General features: G+C 60.7%; 16 protein-coding genes, 1 tRNA gene and 1 pseudogene. 11 read left to right on the plus strand and 7 right to left on the minus strand.

The annotated features are described in order from the left end of the window. Nucleotides 1-23: 23 nt before the first annotated feature. Both gmd and P6U31_RS30995 read left to right on the plus strand, forming a co-directional pair. Nucleotides 24-1,109 carry a GDP-mannose 4,6-dehydratase gene (gene gmd / locus P6U31_RS30990; protein ID WP_407185450.1) on the plus strand — a complete coding sequence of 362 codons (1,086 nt, stop codon included), beginning with the start codon at nt 24-26 and terminating at the stop codon, nt 1,107-1,109. Next, nucleotides 1,090-2,093 (plus strand): annotated as a pseudogene (locus P6U31_RS30995) (GDP-L-fucose synthase family protein). The gene gmd and the pseudogene P6U31_RS30995 overlap by 20 nt, the downstream one beginning before the upstream one ends. 257 nt (nt 2,094-2,350) lie before the next feature. On the opposite strand, the gene P6U31_RS31000 reads toward P6U31_RS30995, so the two are convergent. The 3 genes from P6U31_RS31000 to panB form a co-directional block, all read right to left on the minus strand. Further along, nucleotides 2,351-5,452, minus strand: coding sequence for an efflux RND transporter permease subunit (locus P6U31_RS31000; RefSeq protein ID WP_407185451.1), 3,102 nt, complete (start codon nt 5,450-5,452; stop codon nt 2,351-2,353). Nucleotides 5,453-6,086: 634 nt separating this feature from the next. After that, nucleotides 6,087-6,938, minus strand: coding sequence for a pantoate--beta-alanine ligase (gene panC / locus P6U31_RS31005; protein WP_407185452.1), 852 nt, complete (start codon nt 6,936-6,938; stop codon nt 6,087-6,089). Nucleotides 6,939-6,951: 13 nt separating this feature from the next. Beyond that, nucleotides 6,952-7,824 (minus strand): 3-methyl-2-oxobutanoate hydroxymethyltransferase, encoded by an 873-nt coding sequence (gene panB / locus P6U31_RS31010; RefSeq protein WP_407185453.1) that lies wholly within the window; start codon nt 7,822-7,824, stop codon nt 6,952-6,954. A gap of 4,099 nt (nt 7,825-11,923) precedes the next feature. Between panB and P6U31_RS31015 the strand changes: the two genes are divergently transcribed. Continuing rightward, nucleotides 11,924-13,555 carry a recombinase family protein gene (locus P6U31_RS31015; protein WP_407190002.1) on the plus strand — a complete coding sequence of 544 codons (1,632 nt, stop codon included), beginning with the start codon at nt 11,924-11,926 and terminating at the stop codon, nt 13,553-13,555. Here P6U31_RS31015 and P6U31_RS31020 read toward each other — a convergent pair. From P6U31_RS31020 to mnmA, 4 genes are all read right to left on the minus strand, one after another. Then, a tRNA-Met gene (locus tag P6U31_RS31020) sits at nt 13,512-13,588 on the minus strand. The two genes, P6U31_RS31015 and P6U31_RS31020, sit on opposite strands and share 44 nt — an antisense overlap. A gap of 277 nt (nt 13,589-13,865) precedes the next feature. Continuing rightward, complete coding sequence (locus P6U31_RS31025) at nt 13,866-14,219, minus strand: hypothetical protein (protein ID WP_407185454.1); 354 nt, start codon at nt 14,217-14,219, stop codon at nt 13,866-13,868. A gap of 44 nt (nt 14,220-14,263) precedes the next feature. After that, entirely contained in the window at nt 14,264-14,902 is a 639-nt protein-coding gene (locus P6U31_RS31030) for a class I SAM-dependent methyltransferase (RefSeq protein ID WP_407185455.1), read from the minus strand. A 248-nt stretch (nt 14,903-15,150) separates the two neighbouring features. Beyond that, nucleotides 15,151-16,332, minus strand: a complete 1,182-nt coding sequence (gene mnmA / locus P6U31_RS31035) for a tRNA 2-thiouridine(34) synthase MnmA (RefSeq protein ID WP_407185456.1) — start codon at nt 16,330-16,332, stop codon at nt 15,151-15,153. 346 nt (nt 16,333-16,678) lie between these two features. Between mnmA and P6U31_RS31040 the strand changes: the two genes are divergently transcribed. The 8 genes from P6U31_RS31040 (at nt 16,679) to P6U31_RS31075 (ending at nt 24,906) form a co-directional block, all read left to right on the plus strand. Then, nucleotides 16,679-18,313: a flagellar hook-length control protein FliK gene (locus P6U31_RS31040; RefSeq protein ID WP_407185457.1), complete on the plus strand. Its 1,635-nt coding sequence runs from the start codon at nt 16,679-16,681 to the stop codon at nt 18,311-18,313. A gap of 12 nt (nt 18,314-18,325) precedes the next feature. Continuing rightward, nucleotides 18,326-19,033 (plus strand): flagellar hook assembly protein FlgD, encoded by a 708-nt coding sequence (locus P6U31_RS31045; RefSeq protein ID WP_407185458.1) that lies wholly within the window; start codon nt 18,326-18,328, stop codon nt 19,031-19,033. A gap of 263 nt (nt 19,034-19,296) precedes the next feature. After that, nucleotides 19,297-19,572, plus strand: a complete 276-nt coding sequence (locus P6U31_RS31050; RefSeq protein WP_002714638.1) for a DUF1153 domain-containing protein — start codon at nt 19,297-19,299, stop codon at nt 19,570-19,572. Nucleotides 19,573-19,752: 180 nt separating this feature from the next. Then, complete coding sequence (gene fliF / locus P6U31_RS31055) at nt 19,753-21,366, plus strand: flagellar basal-body MS-ring/collar protein FliF (protein WP_407185459.1); 1,614 nt, start codon at nt 19,753-19,755, stop codon at nt 21,364-21,366. Between the two features lie 30 nt (nt 21,367-21,396). After that, nucleotides 21,397-22,494: a flagellar motor switch protein FliG gene (fliG, locus tag P6U31_RS31060; RefSeq protein ID WP_407185460.1), complete on the plus strand. Its 1,098-nt coding sequence runs from the start codon at nt 21,397-21,399 to the stop codon at nt 22,492-22,494. After that, nucleotides 22,494-23,117 (plus strand): FliH/SctL family protein, encoded by a 624-nt coding sequence (locus tag P6U31_RS31065; RefSeq protein WP_407185461.1) that lies wholly within the window; start codon nt 22,494-22,496, stop codon nt 23,115-23,117. The genes fliG and P6U31_RS31065 overlap by 1 nt, the downstream gene beginning before the upstream one ends. A 3-nt stretch (nt 23,118-23,120) precedes the next feature. Further along, the gene (fliN, locus tag P6U31_RS31070) at nt 23,121-23,471 is read left to right on the plus strand and encodes a flagellar motor switch protein FliN (RefSeq protein ID WP_407185462.1); all 351 of its coding nucleotides are present in this window, start codon (nt 23,121-23,123) and stop codon (nt 23,469-23,471) included. A gap of 49 nt (nt 23,472-23,520) precedes the next feature. Next, on the plus strand, nt 23,521-24,906 hold the full coding sequence (locus P6U31_RS31075) for a sigma-54 interaction domain-containing protein (RefSeq protein ID WP_407185463.1): 1,386 nt from the start codon (nt 23,521-23,523) through the stop codon (nt 24,904-24,906). The last annotated feature ends 47 nt before the right edge of the window (nt 24,907-24,953 follow it).

The raw sequence follows: 24,953 nt of genomic DNA on the forward strand, positions 1-24,953 counted from the left end.
TTCCCGCAAAATTAAGGGAGACTATGACGACTGAAAACTCCAAGCGGCGCGTTGCGTTAGTCACGGGCGTTACGGGCCAGGATGGCGCATATCTCGCCGAGTATTTGATCGGTCTCGGCTACACGGTACATGGGGTCAAGCGCCGGTCGTCCTCCTTCAACACGGCGCGCGTCGATCATCTCTACAAGGATCCACATGCTCGCGACGTGCCGTTCCTAATGCACTATGGGGACATGACGGATTCGTCCAATTTGATCCGGCTCGTGCAGCAGATCAGGCCGACGGAGATTTATAACCTGGCTGCCCAGAGCCACGTCCAAGTCAGTTTTGAGAGCCCGGAATACACCGCCAATGCGGACGCAGTTGGTGTGCTGCGGCTGTTGGAAGCCATCCGTATCCTCGGCATGGAAAAGGAGACGCGCTTCTACCAAGCTTCAACCTCCGAGCTTTACGGGCTGGTGCAAGAGGTGCCACAGAAGGAAACCACGCCATTTTATCCGCGCTCTCCCTATGGTGTAGCCAAGCTCTATGGCTATTGGATCACGGTAAACTATCGTGAAGCCTATGGCATGTTCGCCAGCAACGGCATCCTATTCAACCATGAGAGTCCAATCCGCGGCGAGACGTTCGTGACCCGCAAGATCACCCGCGGCGTCGCTCGCATCGAGGTCGGCATCGAGAACAAGCTTTATCTCGGAAATCTGGATGCAAAGCGCGACTGGGGTCATGCCCGCGACTATGTCGAGGGGATGCATAGGATCCTGCAGGTCGACGAGCCCGATGACTTCGTGCTCGCGACCGGCCAGACAAGGTCGGTCCGAGAGTTCGTCGAGCGGGCGTTTGCTGAGGTCGGTCGCCGCATTGAATGGCGCGGCAAGGGCACTGAGGAGATCGGAATCGACAAGGCGACTGGCCAGACCCTGGTGCAAGTCGACCCCAATTATTTCCGTCCAACCGAAGTCGACCTGCTGATCGGCGAGCCCAGCAAGGCGAGCGCGAAACTTGGCTGGACACCGAAGACGCCGTTCTCACAAATGGTGAAGGAAATGGTCGCCAGCGATCTCATCCAAGCCAGAAAGGACGCAGCAAATGGGCAGCGCAGTGTTTGAGCTGAAGGGCAAGACAGTGTTCGTCGGGGGCCATCGCGGCATGGTCGGCGCAGCGTTGATGCGGCGACTTGCAAGCGAGCAGGTTGATCTCTTGACAGTGTCGCGTGGCCAGCTTGATTTGCGGGACCAGTCCGCAGTAAATGCCTGGTTTGCCACGAAGCGGCCGCAGGTCGTATTCCTGGCGGCCGCCAAAGTCGGCGGCATCGTCGCCATAACACCCTGCGCGCGGAGTTCCTCCGTGATAATCTAGCAATATCGAGCAACGTGATCCAGGCAGCTTACGCCAACAGATGCCAGAAGCTGATGTTCTTTGGCTCCTCCTGCATCTATCCGCGCCTGGCGCCGCAACCGCTGCGAGAGAGTTCCCTGTTGACCGGCCCGCTGGAGCTGACCAACGAGCCCTACGCCATCGCCAAGATCGCTGGCATCAAGATGGCCGAAGCTTATCGCATTCAGTATGGCGCCGATTTCATCAGCGTGATGCCGACAAATCTGTACGGCCCCGGCGATAATTATCACCCTGAGTACAGCCACGTTTTTGCCGCTCTGATCCGCCGGTTCCACGAGGCGAAGATATCGGGCGCTAGCACAGTCGTGGTGTGGGGTACTGGCACGCCGCGCCGCGAATTTCTCTACGTCGACGATCTCGCCGACGCCTGCGTTCATTTGATGAAGGCCTATTCATCGCCAGAACCGGTCAATATCGGCACAGGCGAAGACATCAGCATCGCCGAACTGGCGCTCATAGTTGCCGCCGCCGTGGGCTTTCGCGGTGAGATCAGCTTCGACACGTCGCGCCCCGACGGAATGCCCCGCAAGCTGCTCGACGTCGGTCGGCTGTCCGGGCTCGGCTGGCGTGCCAGCACGTCCCTCAGGGACGGCATCGAGCTGGCATACCGAGCTTTTTGCGCTGAGAACGATCGACGACACCAGAGTGATGGGCTTGATCACAATAGCGCGCTCTGCGCCCCGAATATCGTATAGCAAACAACGATCCGCATCGCCGGCAGAGCCGTGCGTGGTAGGTGGTCCGCGGTTTAGCAAGAGAGCCCACACTCTCCCTAGGCCCCCGCTAAATCGAGCTTAAACGTTCAGTTGCAGCACTGAACGGCGGCAGCCGATCGGCGATCTTGCTGGGCCAAGCAGATGAAATCCCTAACTCTGCAGCCGCGATGGTCACGATGCACCTAGAAGCGCGAAGTGATCCTAGTGCGCCAATAGCACACCTGATGGTTTGACTATCATTGCTTGGCCATCTCTGCACCAGAAGCGTCGGTCAGGTCGAGCTCGACAAGTTTCGCGCGGTTGGCGTTCGCGGGGTCGCGATGATTGGACGAGATCGCGACATAGAGCGCTGGGAGCACGAATAGCGTAACCAGCGTGCCAACAGACATGCCGGCGGAGAGGACGAGCCCAATCGAGAAGCGGCTCGCTGCGCCAGGTCCCGTTGCGTTCAACAAGGGTATGAAGCCCGCGACCATTGCCGCGGTGGTCATTAAGATAGGGCGCAATCGGACGCGTGCCGCTATCTCGATAGCCGAGCGAGGGTCAAGTCTCTCCTTGATTTGAAGCTCATTGGCAAACTCAACCATTAGAATGCCGTGCTTAGAAATCAGCCCGACCAATGTCAATAAACCAACCTGGGTGTAGATGTTCATGGTCGCCCAGCCAAAGAATAGCGGAAGCAAGGCGCCGACCATTGCCATTGGTACGCTGATCATAACGATGAGCGGATCGCGAAGACTTTCGAACTGCGCCGAAAGCACCAAGAATATGATGATCAATGCAAATCCAAATGTAATCGCGAGTTGGTTACCCTCGTGTACATACTGGCGGGCATCGGCCAGGAAGTCGTAACTGTACCCCGCAGGCAGTTTCTTGGCCTCGGCTTCCAAGAAATCCAATGCCTTTTCCATCGTGACGCCCGGCATTGGCACGGCCTGAAACGTCGCGCAATTTAGCTGGTTATAGTGGGTGAGCGCGTTCGGATCGGTCGCAGTCTCGGTGGAGACCACGGTAGACAGTGGAAGCAACGATCCGGTCGCAGTCTTTACGTAATAGCCTCCAATCGCATGCGGCGCTAAGCGCTCTTCTCGTGGCACTTGCGGAATTACTTGGTAGGAGCGACCCTGCAAATTGAAGCGGTTGACGTAGTTCCCCCCAAGTAACGTCGCGAGCGCGTTACCGATAGTCTGCATGGTGATGCCAAGCTCGTTAGCCTTGGAACGATCTACCTTGATTCGTACTACCGGCTGGTTGAACTCGAGATCGGAGTCGGTAACCATGAAAAGACCGCTCTTCTGCGCAGCATCTTTCAGCTTCGCCATCTGCTCGTAAATAGATTGAAAGCCTAGCGTCGAATTGAGGACCATTTGCACTGGTAAGCCATCCGCACCACCGGGATGGGAAGGCAAGCTAAAGGCAAACGCGTTAATGCCTTCGATCTTGGATAGCTCTGTCTGGACAAGCCACTTTAGTACAATCGACGATCGCTTGCGCTCATCCCACGCCTTGAGCAACATGCCGGCCATGCCGCTCTGATTTCCGCTTATGCCATTGAGCACGAAGCTTAGATCAGTCTCTGGAAACTTCTTGAAGATGTTTCCAAGCTTGGTGCCGTAGTAATCGAGGTAGTCGATATTGGCGTATTTCGGCGCTTTCATCAGAGCGAATACGATGCCTTCATCCTCCTCCGGCGCAAGTTCCTTCGAAATATTCACATAGAAAAAACCGACGAGGCCCAGCATGGTCAGCGCAAACAGGCCGGAAACTGGACGATAGTCAAGCGAGCGGTCGAGCTGGCGGCCATACCATCGAGTTAGGACACCGAAGCCGCGATTTACGAGCCTAGAAACTTTTCCGGCGTCGGCGCGCTCTAGGAATAGAGAACACATCATGGGCGATAGCGTCAAGGCAATTACCCCTGACACAATAACCGCTCCTGCGAGCGTAAACGCGAACTCCCGAAATAACGCACCGGTCAGGCCGCCGAGAAACCCAATTGGGGCATATACCGCAGCCAAGGTGATCGTCATGGAGATAACGGGACGGACAATCTCGCGCGCGCCGCTTTTAGCCGCCTCTAGGGGCGTCGTACCTTCTTCCAAGTGGCGATGAATGTTCTCCACCACCACTATGGCGTCGTCGACCACAAGACCGATCGCGAGAACCATCGCAAGGAGAGTGAGCAGATTAAACGAAAATCCCAGCGCTAGCATCATGGTACAAACGCCAATGAGCGACAACGGAATGGTGACGACAGGAACGATGACCGATCGCAGCGATGCCAGGAACAGAAAGATTACAACCACGACGACTACGGCTGCCTCAATGAGCGTCTTCTTCACCTCGTCGATAGACGATTGAATAAATGTGGTAGAATCGTAGGCGATTTTCATCCTTATAGATGGCGGCAGGTTACGCTCTATTTCCGGGAATAGCGCCCGGACGCCTTGCACTATTTTTAGTGGATTGCCCTGCGGGCTTGCCTGCACACCTATAAAGACCGCATGCTCGCCGTTCATCGTGACGCTGGTGTCTGTCGTCTGCGCGGCAAGCTCAACTGACGCAATGTCCTCGATGCGCACGAGTCCACCGTCTTTTGCCTTGACGACCATCCGCTTAAAATCGCCGACACTCCGCAAATCGGTATCGGCCGTAATATCGGAGATTGTGAAATAGCCTTTGATCTGGCCCGCCGCGGCCTGGAAGTTGTTGGCGGCGATTGCAGCAGAAACCTCAGCCGGCGACACGTCGTGCCCTGCCATTCGCGCAGGATCGAGCCACAGCCGCATCGCAAAACTCTGGCCGCCTAGCAGTTCTGCTGATGCCACGCCGTCCACGGTTGAGATAGCCGGCTGTACCACGCGGGAGAGGTAGTCGGAGATCGCGCTGGCGCCAAGTTCCTCGCTGGAGAATCCGACAAACATGACAGGCGTGGCCTGCCCGGTCGACTTCGAGACGACCGGATCGTTTGATTCCTTAGGGATTAGGTATTTGACTGAGTTAACCTTGGAGAGCAGCTCCGTCAGCGCTTCGTTGGAGTCAAAATTGAGCTTGACGTGCACTTGGATGGTTGAGGTACCAAGCACCGACGAGGAAGTGATGTAGTCAACGCCCTCCGCGGACGAGACTGCCTGCTCGAGGGGTGCGGTGATGAACCCCTGGATCATGTCCGCGGAGGCACCAGGATAGGAAGTTGTGATACTGATGACTGTATTGGATAGCTTCGGATATTGCCGGATCGGTAGGAGGGTAGCGGCACGCAGGCCGGTCAGCAAGATCAAGAGACTGATGACAATAGACAGCACCGGGCGCTTGATGAATAGCTCGGTAAATGCCACGTAGCTTTTCCTTCAACGCTGTAACGCTAATTCGCCGGCACATTAACCGCGACGATGATCATCAAGACGGCTACTACACTAGAGAGGCCAGCGACGCGTTTGGTTCTCTAAAGGGCTCATATGCCTCACGCGCGCAGGTCCTCAATTCTCCACTTCCAATTTTCGAAGCTCAATTGAACTCTGTTCCGCCGAGCGGGCAGCCGATCGCGATCTCAACAACGGCACCTTGTATGGGGCTCCCGCCCATTTTTGCGTGCAAATCGGCCAAGAAGGGGCGTCTCCGATGTTCGTCCCAACCCCTGATTGGGATGCGTCGACTTGCGAAGGCATGACGTATGACTTCGCTCCGCCGCTCCGATCGGATGATCTAGGCTCGCCATCGAAATTACAAACGATCTAACGCATCCTCAACTCTACAAAGGTAAGTAGGTGATAAAGCATCGGCAGTGAAGCACTATACCAAGGTTTGTCGAGGGGGCGGTGGTTCGCGCGCATGTACTACCGCTACGCGAGCTCGCCGAACAACGTCGTTTCGGAGCTCGCGTTCTGCCGCCAGCGCGTCATGGCTATCGCAAAAGAAGCCTCCGCATTTATTCCAGCTCGATATACTGGAAGCAGGTAGCTGCGCTTTGCTCTACCGAGTTGGTAACGTCAATATTACGTTGTCGATCAGCCGCGTTGAGCCAACGTAAGCAGCCACACAAAGCACCGCGGAGCGCCGCAGTGGACTGTCCGCCGTTTTGAGCGTCTCGCCGTCAACAAGTTCAAGATATTCTAGTCTGTCGACTATCCCTAGATGCTTCTTCGCGACTGCAATCAGGTTTTCAACGTTGCGCTCTCCCGAGATAAATTCAGCGAGCGCTGCGGATAGTCCGCGACTGATCGCAAGGGCCCGCTGACGCTCCTCTTCGCTGAGATACCGGTTGCGACTGCTCATCGCGAGGCCGTCCTGCTCGCGATAGGTTGGTACGGTGACAATTTCGATCGGGAGATTGAGATCAATTACCATGCGATGCACGACTGCGCATTGCTGAAAATCCTTCTGCCCAAAAAACGCGACGTCGGGCTGCACCATGTTGAACAATTTGCATACGACAGTCGCGACACCGCGAAAATGTCCCGGCCTGAAAGCTCCACACAGTGGCTTCGCGAGAGCGCCCGGTTCAACGAAGGTTTCGAAATAGCTCGGATAAACGTCATGAGCATCTGGCGCGAAGAGAATTGCAACCCCTCGATCGCGGCACAGCTGTTCATCGCGCAAGAAGTCGCGCCGATAGCTGACGAGATCTTCATTTGGTCCGAACTGAGTCGGGTTGACGAAGATGCTTACGACCGTGACGTCGCATTTCGCTTGACTCGCCGCGATGAGCGATAAGTGACCATCGTGCAAATAACCCATTGTCGGCACGAATCCGATGTGTTGATCCGCACTGCGGATTTCTTCAACAGTGCGGCGAAGTTCAGCGAGCGAGGTGATTGTTTGCATCTTGAGCTCTACATTAAATGGCGTTGGGTGGCACCCAGTTGGCAATGGCCTCGCCAACGCCTTCCGGAAGTCGATAGGATTCTTGCGGTCCCGGGAATGCCCTACCGCGGACATCAGCGGCCCAGCGAGAAAGCGCATCACTCAACTGCTGAAAGCCATCTGCATAGGCGCGGACGAATTTGGGACGATGACCTTCAGTTAGGCCGAGCACGTCGTGAAACACGAGCACCTGCCCCGAACACTCCGGGCCAGCACCGATTCCTATCGTTGGTATTGTTAAGGAATCCGTCGCTCGAGCGGCAAGCTCCGCAGGGATTCCCTCCAATACCAAAGCGAAACAACCGGCCTCCTGCAGACGGTGAGCATCATCAAGCAGCCGCAGCGCCTCGTCCGCCTTCCGTCCCTGCACTTTGAACCCACCCATGACGTTGACGCTTTGGGGCATAAGGCCAAGGTGGCCCATCACGGGAATCTCGCAATCGACCAGGGCACGCACCATGTCGATTCTCCTGCCGCCGCCCTCGAGTTTCACCGCAGCTGCGCCTCGCTGCAGAAATCCACCAGCATTGCGTATGGTTTTCCCGACGCTGACGTGGAAGCTGAGGTAAGGCATATCGGCGACGAGCAGAGCATGAGGCTTACTGCGGGCTACGGCTTCCAGATGATGGTTCATCATCGCAACGCTCACTGGAAGCGTGTTTTCGAAGCCAAGGCAAACGTTACCTACACTGTCACCGACGAGAATGATATCCACGAAAGGATCCGCGATACGCGCCGAAATCACGTCGTAAGCAGTTGTCATGACGATACGCCGGCCGCCTTGTTTCCATCGCTGCAGAAAGGGAATTGTAACTCGGTCGATCGGCTGTTCTGAAACGTGGCTCATTTGACCTCAGTTCATTTTTGCGGTGGGAAATTGCAAAGCTCTGAATTCGACTGGCCGAGCGATCCGCGGCATTCGAACCTGTCGAGTACGCCAGACCTTCCGCAATCTTGTTGCTGCAAGCGAGGGTTAATGTCTTCGACCTCAACTCAGCTATCTGATGCTCGTCTACAGGACGACAGCAAGCAATGAGGTGGTCACAGGCTTGGCGGATCTGCGCACTAGTGCCGTTGAGAATACAGCAGCGCAAGCTGCATGCACCCACAGTGACAAAGGCGAATATCCGCAGCCGGGAGGTCTTGTTCCGGAGCTTCACGAATCTCTTTGATCGAATGGTCGCTGAAATTGGATTTGGATCGTGGGTGATCGAGACGCGACAATGAAGGTTGGCCTCCCTCTCTGAGTTTGGAAGTGAATACGCTTCTCATTTGAAGAACGTTAAGCCTCCCGCAGGCCGCACCTTCCTACGAAGTGCAGAAGAAAATTGTCAACCTCCCCACAAGGAAAAGAAATCACACCTCGAAAAAGGCTCGCTAGTGGATGGAAATCCCTTTTGGTTGCGCCACCAAGGCCAGAACCCTTTCTTAGCTTGCATGCCTCAGGCGCGCGTCTTCGGCGTCGGCCGATTCGCTGACCATCTTCGCGATTTGCAACCACTCGGTTCTGCGTCTGGATTTACTGCATCGATAAATTGCGATGCAGATTTGTTCGAAATCCGCCGAGGTGATCCAATACACGGCGGCATGATAGATCTTGGTTCCAACCGGGCGGGCAGCAGATCTCCATCGCTAAGAGCTCTGACACGGTTTTGTGCAGAGGTGCCTGACACCGAAGAGCTTGCCAGGCTATACGAAAAGCGAACGATTTATCAAGATTTTGTCGGCCATTTCCGGCGCGACGTTGACGCCGAGCCATGATTTCTAGGGGATCGCGATCTTGATGTAGGCCACGGCGCAACCCCTTTGCGTGCGCTCATTCGGTTGCTAAAGGAATTTCGGGAGGCATCGTCCACAGACACTAATCTATTCCTTCCAGGCCAGAACGTTCGCCGTGAGCCCGCACGTTGAACTTGCCGGACCTTTTGGTATCGGCGTAGATCAATCTGCTTGATGCCTACGTTCATAGTGCCGCGCCGCCTCAGCTTGGCCAGGTGTGCAATTGTTCAGCCCGCTGGAAGCCGACGGTCGCCGACGAGATGATGACATCGATTGCGATTTATTTGCCAGTATGGCCCTTTCTTCGCAACGCTCCTTAGCGCGAGCGGTAGGCAGGATTTGGCTTGGCGATGCCTTATTGATCGATCACATCCATGCACGCCTTACCTTTGCGGAAGGCTCGCTGAGTGGCCACGTTCTTCGCCGAGATATCGAATTGCAGCGCGGCTATATTCTTTCAGACCATGTACGACCGAGCTTGGCACAATAGCCTCTCGACCTTCTTGATTAGAAGCGTATTCGTTCCTGCCCGGGTGAGCCAAAGCTTCGATAAGTTAAGCTTCTCTTTCATGATCTGCTGGCCAACCCGCTGAAAGCCCAGACCTAGTCTCACAGACATCCTACCCGAACCAGTTGTCCCCCATGCGCCGCCGGGCCTATGCGCGCGCGACCTATCGTGCTTCCTTTGGCCGCAGGTTGGGGTTCACGCAATCGAGTATGCCTAGCATCGTCTGAACTTCGTCGATATTGAATGTGATGACTTTGCGGTCTGATGATCCCAAGGACCGACGGCGGCGCGGCCTGGTTGGCTGCAAGTACCGCAGACGCTTGCGACCGCAGAGAGGCAATATGCCGCTCAAACATATGCATCTCTTAGCTTATAACTACCTCGGCGGACGAATGTCGCAAGCGCTGGTGGCCAACCCAGGCACGAAAATCTGGGCTGGCCACCTTTGCTCCCATGAGGCTCAAATTCTCAGGGCTCCAAAGTAGTACCTTCGAAAAGTGTCAAAGGGCACCTACCAAAATCGGTCGGCCCCACCCTCTTCGCCGTCTTCCTAAACTGGGTCTTTGCATTTTGAACATTGGAGACAGCAGCATGTCAGACACGGCACGTTGCGTGCAAGAGAATGACAGGCCCTACCGCACGTGAACGACGTAAAAATGTTGGCGGGTAAATCCAGATGAGCGCGATAGAAGAAGTACGTTGTCATGCTGATCCGACCTTGAAAGCCCCGACAGGACTACCGCGTTGAAGGATTGGCGTCGCAATTGGCTCCCAATTGGGGTACAAAGTTGCACGGAGACAAAAGCGACAGATTTCAGCCATCCTCCATGTGGTGATTGATCGGAGGCCGTGAGGGCACGCCTCAGGGACAGAGCTCTGTCTCCGCCACTTAGCTACCTCCAAATTCAGCCTCATGGGGCTGCAACAACCAGATTGGTCGCCCATCGCTCGCAAGGCGAGCGAGATGGCCAGAACTAGACCTAACTCGTGAGTTGGAGGCAGTGCGAACGCGGCTCGGCGCCTGACGGCTTGGGGGCATCATGAGGCATTATCTCTGCCGCGTCCGCACTGCAATGAGCTTAACGAAAGCGTAACTCGGCACATGGTGGTCCTTCAGCTCATGTGCTGTCCCTGCCACGCCCCGTTAAGCCCAGCGGTTCTTTATCGGAGCTGGCTTACCGAAAGCTGACAGACTCGCACAGCAACTTTGCAAACGCGCGGCCCAGCGCGGCCACTTGCCAAAGTAGGTATCGACGTTTACGCCTCAAACGCTCCGCCGCATATACAATCACCGGCAGCCGCGGGAGATCTACGCGCCGGATTGGCACTCAGCCAGTCCACTGCAAGTTTAAGACCGATCGCCGCTATGACTTCATGCTGCGGACGGTGCGGCTTATCGACGGAGCAGAATTATTCGGATCGCTCGTCAGTTGCTTCCGAACCCAAATACCTCGCGCAGTTTACCGTGGCGCGCTCCACGCTGGTTTCTTATCTCGATGACGATGGGTCCGATTCCTCAAAATGAACTTGTCAGGTTCCATCACACCCATCAACCGCCAGCAGCTAAAGCTAGGCACAATCGGCGCTTCGAGAAGGCAGTACGGATGCGACTCAGCGCCTATTTCCACCGGGGGAGGATGGATAAACGCGCCATCTCTGCCGCATCCGCTTCGCCGGATAGCTAAAGGCGACATGACTGGGAACCCGCCATCCGACGTAGAAGGGCGCTGTTCATCACGTGCCGCCGGCTCAGTGGGTAGCCCGGGGGATCACAGGCTAGCCCACCCTACTTTCCCGTGAAGCTCGCAGCCTCGGGATAAAGAACTTTTAGCGAGAGAGCAGCCTTGGGTGGCCTACCAACATTGGTGGTCATACAACACCAATCGAAAAATCGTTGGCCAAAATTGACGATCGAGCGAGTTAACGCCGCTCAGTCCTCCTGAGCGATCAGATGGCGCCTAGGTGCCACTATGTACCGATATCTCCATTTCAGTTGCCGTAAGTAATAGAGACCGATCGCTAAAGCATCGCTTAAACCTACCATTTCGTCAGAACGCGGATGGCGCGAGCTGGAATGTTCTGCCATCGCGAATCCGCCCAAGTGGGCAATGACACAAAAACGGTTTGTTAGCGATGCAAACTGCGCTTGGGTCGCAGCGCGTCTGCCAGTCGAGCGGTACAATCGAATAGGTAGCGCGGTTCGGCGCTATGGAGTTGAGGATCCGGCGCTCAGCCAGCTTTTAGCCGCCAGCGTCAAAGTCGTGGTTCAATTCTGGTGCTGGGAGCGATCCCGGTACTAACCACGCTGCTCGTAGCGAGCTTACTTTACCGATAGCTGGTCGAGACTTATATATTGAGTTTCGAAGTGGCCGTCCTTTCTCTACGCCATAGCCTTCAATTCTACGATCGAGCGAAAACGCGCTGCCGTTTCTCAAGTGATCGATGCATCCTACTGAGATGAAGCGCGCGAGATTGGTGGAAGTATGCGATCGTGGACCCGGGCGCGCAACCTCAGGCGAACTAGATCCTGCTTTGGTCCAATTTGTAGAAGCACTTGCAATCGCCGATGCTAGGCGCGATCATCTTCTCGACAGCAAGCGCCTCATGAATAATCCTCTTGATGCCGCTGACGACACGCCCATCAGGAGTGGTATTCGAGATGAAACCCGCGGCGATCTATGCTCGGTTCTCGACCGAGCTTCAAAACGAAAAATCGACTGAAGACCAGATTGCGCTGTGCCGTTCTTATGCGGCGTGTCACCAACTCGATGTCGTTGCTACGTTTGAAGACAAGGCGCGTTCTGGGGCATCGGTATTCGGCCGCGATGGCTTGATGCAGCTTATGGACGCTGCACGTCAGCATCGCTTCAAGGTGGTGATTGTAGAAGCATTGGACCGGCTCTCACGTGACATGGAGGATCTGGCCGGCATTCACAAAAGGTTGTCTTTCCAGGGGATTGAGATCCAGGCCGTCCACGATGGCACTGCGGACTCAATCTTGATTGGAATCCGCGGCCTCGTCGGGCAGATGCAGCGCGAGGACGGCGCGAAGAAGGTCCGCCGCGGCATGGCCGGCGTGGTACGCGACGGCCGACACGCAGGAGGGCGAGCTTACGGATATCGAGCGGTAGCCGGCAAACCCGGCGAGCTCGAAATCATCGAGACTGAAGCTGCGATTGTACGACGGATTTTTGCGGCATACGCAGCGGGACGGGCACCACGAGAGATCGCGCAGGATCTCAATCGGGAAAATATCCATCCACCGCGAGGTCGGCGATGGAATGCGTCGACGATCAATGGCAACGCCAAGCGCGGTGCGGGACTCATCTTCAATGAGCTCTATGCTGGCCGTATTGTCTGGAACAAGGTCAGGATGGTGAAGGATCCCGAAACAGGCAAGCGATTGTCTCGTCCAAACCCTCGTGAGGAGTGGCAGAGCATCGATGCGCCCCGACTGCGGATCGTCGAACAGTCAGTTTGGGAGCAGGCGCACGCCTTGAAGACTGAGAAGGGGCATTTGGCCAGTCACATGAAGCGACGCGCCCCGCATCTCCTATCGGGCCTTCTTCGGTGCGGTTGTTGCGGATCTGGCCTGTCAGTTCACGACCGCGACAAGACCGGAAAGACCAGGATTCGTTGCTCAGCTGTGCGCGAGAGTGGCAGTTGCTCGAATCGCAGGATCATCTACTTGCGCGACATCGAAACACTTGTGCTCAGTGGGATGGTCGAGGAGTTGAAGGACCCACGGCTGATCGGAACCTACGTCCGCAACTATAACACTGAACGAGAGCGGCTTGCGGGAAACGCTTCCGCGGAGCGCCTACGGCTAGAGGCCAAACGTGACCGGATCGAAGGCGAGCGTCAGCGCAACATTGATCTCGTGATCAAGTACGTGATTTCTGAGGAGGATGCCAAGCAACGGATCGCCGAGTTGAAGCAAGAACGGTTGCGCGTCGAGGCGGAAATAGCTGCCCTTGAGGAGGCCCCTACCCCTATCTCACTGCATCCGGCGACGCTGGACCGCTATATCGAGACGGTCAATGCGCTTGCTGACGCGATGGCAAGCCACGCAAGCGCAGAGGACGACCGCGGACCGTTGGTCGCCGACTTCAGGTCCCTTGTGCACAGCGTCATTGTTTACCCGAAAGGCCCAGGGGAAGGCTTCGAGGTCGAGGTCAAGGGAAAACTGGCCGCCTTGGTCGGCGGAGGGTTCTTTCCCAAGGCCCACCATCGTAGTGGGGGATACGTGGTAGCGGGGGAGGGACTCGAACCCCCGACCCCAGGATTATGATTCCCGTGCTCTAACCAGCTGAGCTACCCCGCCACAGGGATCGCGGCGGCGAATAACGCCGATCTCGCGAACGCGCGGCATATAAGGAAGGGGGCGGCGGGAAGTCAATCCGCCATTGCTTCCGGTCTCGCGAAAGCTTCGACCGGACAAGTCCGCTGGCGGGCCAAAATGGCTGTTTTGGGTGGAGTTTCCTGTTGAATCCGTCCTCTCCGGGGCTCGTCCCGGCCATCCACGCCTTTCCTCGCTGGTTCAGCAACGTGGGGTACCCGGACCGAGCCCGAACATGACGGCATTGGGCCGGGGAACGAACCTATTTCGGCCTCACATTCGGGTCGCCTCCGGGGCTGCCCGGGGGCGGGATGACGGGGGTGTTGCCGCCGGTGTCGGGAGCCGGCGCGTGCATCTCCGGGTCAACGCCAGCGGGCGGGCAGAGCACGCCATCGGATTTGGCCAATTTGTCGCCGAGCGGTTCCCGGGACTGGCCGGTGGTGGTGCCATCGGCTTGCCGGTTAGGCCGGTCCTGCGGTGTGCAGTTGGCCGTATGTTGCGGGGATGGCGGCGCGGTCTGTTGCGGCGGCGTCGCCGGGGCGGGCGGAGCCTGCGCGATCGCAGTGCCTGAAGCGGCGATCAGGAGGCTGGCCAGAATGATTGATGTCGTGCGCATGGGAGCAAAACGCGCCGATCACGGCGCCTGTTCCCGCGGCTCGATCACGATTTGCGGTATCGGATCAGCGAAAAGTGCCCCATCGGCGGCATCGGGCGCCGCTCGCTGAGTGTGACGCCGCCGTGCTTGGCGGCCCAATCGACCAGGCGCTGCCACGGGAATTCCGGTCGCCAGCCAAGGCGGCGGGCAACGGGAGCGAAGGCCAGCTCGAACAGTTTTCGCGGACCCGCCTCGGCGCCGATATGGTTGACCAGGATCAGCTCGCCACCGGGCTTGAGCACGCGCACGAACTCGTCGAGCGTGCCTTCGGGATCCGGCACGGCGGTGATGACATATTGCGCCACCACCGCGTCGAAGAAGTTTGTCGGGAAGGCGAGGTTCTTCGCATCCATCACCGAGAGCACTTCGACATTGGAGAGGTGAAGCGCCCGCACGCGCGCCTGCGCCTTGCGCAGCATCGGCTCTGAAATGTCGACGCCGCAGATCTTCGTGCTGCGCGCATAGTCGGAGAGCGAGAGCCCGGTACCGACGCCGACGTCGAGGATGCGGCCGCCGATGCGGTCGGCCTCGGCGATGGTCGACTGCCGGCCGGCGTCGAACACCTTGCCGAACACCAGATCATAGACCGGCGCCCAGCGGCCATAGGCCTTCTCGACCCCGGCCCGCGAGATGTCTGCTGCCATGCCCCTGCCCTACCCCGGATACTCTTACTCAGGTGATGTTCATTGGTGATGTCGGTCCTCGCCCCGAACTCAGTCTAGCGCCTCTCCCGCTTGCCGTGCGGGAGAGATCGGCGCGAAGCGCCGGGTGAGGGTCCTTTCCTCTCGCGAGATATCGCGTGTGGAGAGAGCCCTCTCCCCCGTCCTCTCCCGCAGACGGGAGAGGGGGAGCAGCTTTGCCGCGGCTCGACTTGGGCTCGATCTCATCTCGTTCAGCCGCGCACGGCTTCCGCGAGCGGGCGCGACGTGTGGCCTGCGACCTTAGCCGCGGCGCTTTGAATAAATCCGCCGCCGAGCACGCGCGCTTGCCCTGAAGGTGCGTCGTAGAACACGCAGGCCTGTCCGGGCGAGACGCCCTCCTCGCCGGCGACGAGCTCGACCTCGTAATGGCCGTGGCCGCCGCGCAGCCAGGCCGGCTGCGGACTGCGGGTCGAGCGCACGCGCACGAACAGCTCGAGGCCGCCGCCGATGGCGCGGTCGATGTCGCCGCCGCCGATCCAGTTGACGTCGCGCAGGCAGATGCGGTGCATCTTGAGGGCATCGCGCGGGCCGACGACGACGCGGCGCGTCGCGGCCTCCAGCCGCACCACGAACAGCGGCGCGTGAGCCGCAATGCCGAGGCCGCGGCGCTGGCCGACGGTGAAGTTGGCAATGCCGTTGTGCCGGCCGAGCACGCGCCCGTCGAGATCGACGATGTCGCCGGGGTCCATCGCGTTGGGACGCAGGCGGGTGATGATGTCGGTATAGCGCCCCGTCGGCACGAAGCAGATGTCCTGGCTGTCGTGCTTGTCGGCGACGGCAAGGCCGAAGCGCCGCGCGAGCTCGCGCGTCTCTGGCTTGGTCATGTCGCCGAGCGGGAAGCGCAGGAAGTCGAGCTGCTCCTGCGTGGTCGCGAACAGGAAATAGCTCTGGTCGCGGTCGGCGTCGGCCGCGCAGACCAGCGCGCGCGAGCCGTCGTCACGGCGACGCGAGGCGACGTAGTGCCCGGTGGCGAGCGCCTGCGCTCCCAGTTCGCGCGCGGTCTTCAAGAGGTCGCGAAATTTGACCGAGCGATTGCACTCGATGCACGGCACCGGCGTTTCACCCAGCGCGTAGGAGTCGGCGAAATTGTCGATGACGGACTCGCGAAAGCGATCTTCGTAATCGAGCACGTAATGAGGGATGCCGAGCTTGGCAGCGACGTCGCGCGCGTCGTGGATGTCCTGGCCGGCACAGCAGGCGCCCTTGCGGTGGGTCGCCGCGCCATGATCGTAGAGCTGCAGCGTGATGCCGACGACGTCGTAGCCTTCCGCCTTCAAGAGCGCAGCCGTCGTCGATGAATCGACGCCGCCCGACATGGCGACGACGACCCTGGTGTCCTCAGGACGGCCTTCGAGATCCAGACTGTTGAGCATGGGCCTTCAAGGGGTTGTGACGGCGGCGTGCGGCGATCCGCGATTTCATGCTTCTCGCGGGACATCGGCAATCTCCGGGAACTTCGGTTCCCGAAAGGCCGATTGCCCGGTCGAAAGCGGCTGAGAGTAACGTCTTTAATATAGGCGGCATTCCGGTGAAGCAATCACGGGGGTCACGAGGTCAGGGCAATTCTTGCCGGGGCGGCAGAAATGACGGGGTCGCGGGCGGCCTCGCGGCGGCGAGTAAAATTGGCAAGATATTGAATTTTAAGGAGAAATAGACGCAACGCGACACTGGCCCGCTCCTTGCTCCCCTGATGCCGAAGTTGTTTCCGAGGGGTTGCCTGTGGTCGGTCGTACGTCAGATGTCGCAGCAAGCGTGCAAGTTCCCGGCACGCAGCAAAAGCCTGCCCGGTCGCAGAGTGCCAAGGAGACGTCCGCGAACGACTCCTTCGGCTCGCTGGTCGACAGCAACACCCAGGCCATCAACACCAATGCGGCCGCGCAGGCCCAGACCCAAGCCCAGGACAACGCGCCGCGCCGGAGCGATCCCGCCTCGTCCTCCGTGGACAAGGGCCCGCGCGACAGCTCCGCCGCGGATCAGCCTGCAAAGAGCAAGGCGAGCGGAGACAGCGCATCCGCGGCGACCGACAACGACAAGCCCAGCGATACGACCTCCGATCCGGTCAAGGACGCCGCCAAGGCCCATGACAAGGGCAAGACCGAAACGTCGGACGCCAAATCGGCTGACACATCCGCAGAGAGCAAGGGCGGCAAGGCCGAGGCCACCGACGGACTCGCCACCGCCGTCGACGCCACGGCCGCCGCGACGACCGATGCGGCGCAGGCCGCCCTGCCCGATCCCAATGCGATCGTGGTCGCCGCGCCGGTCGTCCCGGCCGCTCCGAACGCCACGTCAAACCAGTCCGCCGCCTCCTCGCCGCTGACGATCGCTGCCGCCGGCCTCGCGGCCAGCGCCTCGACCGCGGCGCAGATCACGGGCGCCAAGACCGACACCGCGACGCCGGGCGACAAGAGCGCCAAGACCGCAGGCGCCAAGGTCGACGCCGATACTTCGGCAACGCTGGGCGATGCCGCGACCGGGACCACCGACGAGACCGCATCCGGCGGCAAGACCAACGGCGGACTGATCCCCGTCAATCCCGGCACGCCGAAGACCTCGTTCCAGGCCGTCGCCACCGCGCAAGGACAGTCCGACGTCTCCAATATCGGCCAGGACACCGGCAAGGCGAAGACCGCGCCGGCGCAAGTGCCGGGCCCGACGACCACCGACACCGCCGCGCATTCGCAAGCCGCCAAGCCGCAGGCAGACGCCAACGCGACCGATGCGAAGCCCGGCGCCGCAGACCGAAGCCCCGATGCGATCCCGGCCGCACCGGCCGCCCAGGCTCATGCCAACGCGCAGGCCGCGTTCAACGCCACCGACGCTGGCGCGCAGGCCGCTTCCGCCGTGCAGGCTCCGCTGACCAATACGACCTCGACCGCGTCCGCATCGACCGCGACATTGACCGCGACCGCGGCAACCAACACGGCCGTGCCGATCAGCGGCGTTCCGATCGAGATCGCGGCAGCGATCCGCTCCGGCAAGTCGCGCTTCGACATCAGCCTCGATCCAGCCGAGCTCGGCCGCATCGACGTGCGCATTAATGTCGACCGCGCCGGCAACGTCACCTCGCATCTCACGGTGGAGAAGCCTGAGACGCTGCAGATGCTGCGCCAGGACGCGCCGCAATTGCAGCGCGCGCTCGACGATGCCGGCCTGAAGACCGGCAGCAACGGACTGTCCTTCAGTCTGCGTGACCAGAATTCATCGGGCCAGAATTCCGGCCAGAACAGCGACAATGGCGGCAATGCCCGCCGGCTGATCATCAGCGAGGACGACACCGCCATAGCCGCGCCCGTCGGCCGCGGCTATGGCCGCATGTACGGGCCGAGCAGCGGCGTCGACATCAGAGTGTAAGGAGTATCCGACATGACCACCACGACTGGCGCCACGGCCCCTGCTGTCGTCTCCGGCACGACGGAGCTGCCGAAATCCTCCTCGTCGAACTCGCTGAGCTCGACCACGGGATCGACGCTCGCCGGCAACTTCCAGACCTTCCTGACGCTGCTGACCACGCAGCTGCAGAACCAGAACCCGCTGGATCCGCTCGACACCAACCAGTTCACCCAGCAGCTGGTGCAGTTTGCCGGCGTCGAGCAGCAGCTCAAGACCAACGATTCGCTGTCCCAGCTCGTCACCCTGCAGCAGACCACGCAGGCGACCCAGGCGCTGGGCTTCGTCGGCAAGACCGCCCTGGTCGACGGCTCGACGGCGACCATGAAGAACGCGTCGGCCACCTGGCATCTCAACGTGCCGACCGACTCGACCGTCGACATCACGGTCTCCAATGCCAGCGGCCAGACCGTGTTCACCGGCAAATATACTGCCGCGGCCGGCACCGACATTCCCTTCACCTGGAATGGCCAGGGCAATGACGGCACGCAATGGCCCGACGGCAAGTACACGATCTCGGCCACGGGCAAGGACGTGGCGAACAACAATGTCGGCATCGCCGCGCAGGTGCAGGGCACCGTGTCGTCCGTCGACCTGACCCAGTCGCCGCCGCTGCTGACTATCGACGGCGCCAGCTACACCCTGAGCCAGGTGAAGAGCATTATCGCGACCGGCAGCAATTGAAGACTTGCGAGGTGATCCACCTCGCCCCGGCGGTGGATCAGAGTTCCGGATTCGCGCGAGCCGCAAAGGTCGTTCGGCGTTAGTAAAGTATTTACGAAGACCCGCTCGACCGGTCCGGATGCCACCGTTCCGCCGGCCAACAGGGCGCCGTTTCAGCATTTTCAACGAGAATTGTATTGAAGCCTTAGGCTTAGCGGATTTTTAAGCCGCCGGGCGTAGGGTTACGGGCGTGAGTTCAGTGGTTGAGAGTTTGTGAGTACGCCATGACAGAACCCCATCGCCCGAGGGTAAAATACGTCATCGGGCCGGACGGCAGTCCGTTGACGATCGCGGATCTGCCTGCACCCGGCACCAAACGCTGGGTCATCCGCCGCAAGGCTGAAGTCGTCGCCGCTGTCCGTGGTGGACTTCTCTCCCTTGAGGAGGCCTGCAGCCGTTATACCCTGACGGTCGACGAATTCCTCTCCTGGCAGTTTTCCATCGACCAGCACGGTCTGGCGGGTCTTCGCACCACCCGCATTCAGCAATATCGCCAGTAAGCGATCCGGAAATCTGCGGTCTTTGACGAAAATCGGCCTCGCCCTGCGAGGCCGATTTTTTTCATGTCGCCACTTTTGTCCGATCTCTTAACCTTCGTTAACCATATCGAAACCATCACCTAGGCAATAATTGCCCAGTCGGCCTTTCCAGTGAAGCGGCCGAAGCTGTGGGGCGGTTGCTTGCAAGGGCTTGCGGACTTTCTGAAGAGTATCGGTGCCGCCCGGTTCGGGGCGATGATCGCGGTCACCGCCGCGCTCATCGGCTTCTTCGCCTTCGTCATCATGCGCGTCACCACGCCGCAGATGACGACGTTGTTCACCGATCTCAGCGTCGAAGATTCATCGAGCATTATCAAGGACCTGGAACGCCAAGGCATCCAGTTCGAGATCCGCAATGAGGGCAGCATTATCATGGTGCCCAAGGACAAGGTGACGCGGCTGCGGATGAAGCTCGCCGAGGGCGGCCTGCCCAAGGGCGGCGGCGTCGGCTACGAGGTGTTCGACAAGTCCGACGCCCTCGGCACCACCTCCTTCGTCCAGAACATCAATCACCTTCGCGCCCTGGAAGGCGAGCTCGCCCGCACCATCCGCGCCATCGACCGCATCCAGGCCGCCCGCGTCCACCTGGTGCTGCCCGAGCGCCCGCTGTTTGCGCGCGAAGCGCCGGAGCCGTCGGCCTCGATTGTGGTGCGCGTTCGCGGCGCGCTGGAAGCCCAGCAGATCCGCGCCATCCGCCACCTCGTCGCCTCCGCCGTCAACGGTCTGAAGCCGCAGCGGGTCTCGATCGTCGACGAGGCCGGCCAGCTGCTCGCCGACGGCGCTGCGACCGATCCGGAGCAGGCGGTCGGCGACGAGCGCCGCATCGCCTTCGAGAAGCGGATGCGTAAGCAGGTCGAGGACATCGTCTCCTCCGTGGTCGGCTCGGGCCGTGCCCGCGTGCAGCTCTCCGCCGATTTCGACTTCAACAAGGTCACCCAGACCTCGGACAAGTATGACCCCGAAGGCCGCGTGCTGCGCTCGAGCCAGACCCGCGAAGAGCAGAGCATGACCGCCGACAACAACGGCCAGGTCACCGTCAATAACGAGCTGCCCGGCAACCAGCAGAACAGCGGTGCCACGGCCAAGGACCAGAGCAAGAAGACCGAAGAGACCAACAATTACGAAATCTCCCGCACCACCAAGACCGAAGTGACCGAGGCCGGCCGGGTCAACCGCATCTCGGTCGCGGTGCTGGTCGACGGCATCTATTCCAAGAACGAGAAGGGCGAGCTGGCCTATCAGGACCGGACCAAGGAGCAGCTCGACCGCATCGCCACGCTGGTGCGCTCGGCGATCGGCTTCGACCAGAAGCGCGGCGACCAGGTCGAGGTCGTCAACCTGCGCTTTGCCGATGCGCCCTCCACCGCCCCGATCGGCGAGCCCTCAGGCTTCCTCGGCATGCTGCAGTTCACCAAGGACGACGTCATGTATTTCGTCGAGCTCGGCGTGATGATGCTGCTCGGCCTGGTCGTGCTGTTCCTGGTGATCCGCCCGCTGGTCAAGCGCATCCTCGCCTCCGACGAGGTCGCCGCCGCCATTTCCGGCGTCCTCGCCGGCCCCGCCGCCTCGGACGAGGCGGCACCGGCCTCCGGCCAGCCGATGCTGCCGAGCGGCGCCGCCAGCGCGATCGACGTCGCCACCATCCAGGGCCAGGTCCACGCCCAATCCGTTCACCGCGTCGGCGAGCTCGCCGAGCGCAACCCCAACGAGACCGTCGCCATCATCCGCCAGTGGCTGACCGAACCAGCCAAGTAACCCGCCAAGTGAATCAAGAAGTGATCTGACATGGCCGCCAGTCTGCAAAACGCCAATTCGAACGACATCACCAGCGTGATTTCCACGCTCGGTCAGCGCGCCGGCAGCCGCGCCGCCGACGGCAAGGGGCTCGCGCAGCTGCCCGGGCCGAAGCGTGCCGCGATCCTGATGCTGGCGCTCGGCGAGCAATATGGCGGCAAGATCTGGAGCCTGCTCGACGACGACGAAGTCCGCCAGCTCTCGCTCGAGATGTCGACGCTCGGCACCGTCGAGGTCGACACGGTCGAGGACATGCTGCTCGAATTCGTCTCGCGCATGTCGGCCTCTGGCGCGCTGATGGGTAATTTCGACGCCACCGAGCGGCTGCTGCAGCAATATCTGCCGCCGGAGCGCGTCAACGGCATCATGGACGAGATCCGCGGCCCCGCGGGGCGCAACATGTGGGAGAAGCTCTCCAACGTGCAGGAAGAGGTTCTCGCCAACTACCTGAAGAACGAATATCCGCAGACCATCGCCGTGGTGCTGTCGAAGCTGAAGTCTGAGCATGCCGCCCGCGTGCTCGGCATCCTGCCGGAAGAGCTTGCGCTCGACGTCGTCAACCGCATGCTGAAGATGGAGGCGGTGCAGAAGGAGGTGATCGAGAGCGTGGAGAAGACGCTGCGCACCGAATTCATGTCCAACCTGTCGCAGACCCGCCGCCGCGACGCCCACGAGGTCATGGCCGAAATCTTCAACAATTTCGACCGCCAGACCGAAACCCGTTTCATCACCTCGCTGGAAGAGGACAACCGCGAATCGGCCGAGCGCATCAAGGCGCTGATGTTCACCTTCGACGACCTCGTGAAGCTCGATTCCGGCTCCGCCCAGACGCTGATGCGCAACGTCGACAAGGACAAGCTCGGCGTCGCGCTCAAGAGCGCCAACGAGGATGTTCGCAACTTCTTCTTCGGCAACATGTCCTCGCGCGCGGCCAAGATGCTGCAGGACGACATGGCGGCGATGGGCCCGGTCCGCCTGCGCGACGTCGACGAGGCCCAGGCGCTGCTGGTCAACCTCGCCAAGGACCTCGCCGCCAAGGGTGAGATCATGCTGACCAAGAACCGCGCCGACGACGAGCTGGTGTACTGATGGCAGCTCCGGCGAAATTCCTGTTCGATACCGACTTCGCGGCGCCTGAGCGGGCGACGCGCGAGAAGGCCGCGACTGCCGCCGAGATCGCCCAGAAGGTCGCGGAAGCCGAAGCGCGCGCCTATCAGGAGGGCTTCGCCGCCGGCCAGCGCGAGGCCAAGGCCGAGAGCGACCGCCGCGTCGCGCTCGCTATGGAGGAGATCAATATCGGCATCCGCGGCATCGCGGCCGGTATCGGCAGCATCGAATCCAAGATGGAAACTGAGGCGGTCGACGTCGCGGTCGCCGTCGCGCGCAAGCTGTGCGCCGACCTGGTCGCCGCCGAGCCGCTCGGCGAGATTGTCGCGCTGGTCAAGGACTGCTTCTCGCATCTGGTCGCGACGCCGCATCTCGTCGTCCGTATCAACGATTCGCTCTACGACAGCGCGCGCGAGAAGATCGAGCGGCTCGCCAAGCAGAGCGGCTTCGAGGGACGGCTGGTGATCCTGGCCGAGCCTGAAATTGCCACCGGCGACTGCCGGATCGAATGGGCCGATGGCGGCATCGTGCTGGAACGCGGCGCCATCGCGGCCAAGATCGACGAAATGGTCGGACGCTATATCGCGTCCCGGAGGGGGAGCTAACCCATGAGCGACACCGACGGACAGGTCCCGCTGCCCGATCTCAACGGCCCGATGCCGCCCGCCGGCGCGGACGTCGGCTACAACGAGGACGAATATGCGGCGCGCGCCGCCGCCGACCTCGAGGCGGTGTTCGACGTTCCCGTACAGGTCTCGGCCGTGCTCGGCCGCTCCAAGATGGATGTCGGCGAGCTGCTGAAGCTCGGACCCGGCACCGTGCTCGAGCTCGACCGGCGCGTCGGCGAGGCCATCGACATCTACGTCAACAACAAGCTGGTCGCCCGCGGCGAGGTCGTCCTGGTCGAGGACAAGCTCGGCGTGACCATGACGGAAATCATCAAGGCCGAACGCGGCTAGCACAAGGAAATGACGCGCGACGGCGCGAACAGACGGACAGGAGACTGACATGCGGCTTCTCATCGTTGGCACATTGAAGGGCCAGCTCACCACGGCCACCAAGATCGCGATGGAGAACGGCGCCACCGTGACCCACGCCGAGGATCACGAGCAGGCGATGCGCGTGCTGCGCGGGGGCAAGGGCGCCGACCTCCTACTGGTCGACGTCGCCCTCGACATCCGCGACCTCGTGCTGCGGCTGGAAGCCGAGCACATCCACGCTCCGATCGTCGCCTGCGGCATCACCAACGACGCCCGCGCCGCGGTTGCCGCGATTCACGCCGGCGCCAAGGAGTACATCCCGCTGCCGCCGGATCCGGAGCTGATCGCCGCAGTGCTGGCCGCCGTCGCCAACGATTCCCGCGAGCTGGTCTATCGCGACGAGGCCATGGCCCGCGTCATCAAGCTGGCGCAGCAGATCGCGGGCTCCGACGCCTCGGTGATGATCACCGGCGAATCCGGCACCGGCAAGGAAGTGCTGGCGCGCTACGTCCACACCCGCTCGGCCCGCGCCCGGCGCCCGTTCATCTCGATCAACTGCGCCGCGATCCCCGAGCATCTCCTGGAATCCGAGCTGTTCGGCCACGAGAAGGGCGCCTTCACCGGCGCGGTCGCGCGCCGCATCGGCAAGTTCGAGGAAGCGACCGGCGGCACTCTGCTGCTCGACGAAATCTCGGAGATGGACGTCCGTCTGCAATCGAAACTGCTGCGCGCCATCCAGGAGCGCGTGATCGACCGCGTCGGCGGCACCAAGCCGGTGCCGGTCGACATCCGCATCATCGCGACTTCGAACCGCAACCTCGCCGAGGCCGTGCGCGAAGGCACGTTCCGCGAGGATCTGCTGTTCCGCCTCAACGTCGTGAACCTGAAGATCCCGCCGCTGCGCGAACGCCCGGCCGACATTCTGGAGCTCGCCCAGCATTTCGTGAAGAAATACGCCGAGGCCAACGGCGTGCCGGTGCGCCCGATCTCCGCGGAGGCGCGCCGCGTGCTCTCGGTCAACCGTTGGCAGGGCAACGTCCGCGAGCTCGAGAACACCATGCACCGCGCGGTGCTGATGGCTCAGGGCGATGAGATCGGTCCCGATGCCATCATCACGCCGGACGGCGACCGTCTCGACCTCGCCAAGACCGCACCGGCCGTGGCCCACGCCACGATGGCCGCCGAGCAGGTAACGCGGGCGCTGGTAGGACGCACTGTTGCCGATGTCGAGCGTGACCTGATCCTGGAGACGCTGAAGCACTGCCTCGGCAACCGGACGCATGCCGCCAACATCCTCGGCATTTCGATCCGCACGCTGCGCAACAAGCTCAACGAATATTCCGACGGCGGCATCCCGATCCCGCCGGCGGGCACGCCCGGCGAATATCCAAGGATGCCGATGATGGGGGCGTAGGAGGTCCACGCTGGTCGAGATAACGAATGCCCGGGCCGGTCCCGGGC

The organism is Bradyrhizobium centrosematis (assembly GCF_045571495.1).
Classification (GTDB): domain Bacteria; phylum Pseudomonadota; class Alphaproteobacteria; order Rhizobiales; family Xanthobacteraceae; genus Bradyrhizobium; species Bradyrhizobium centrosematis.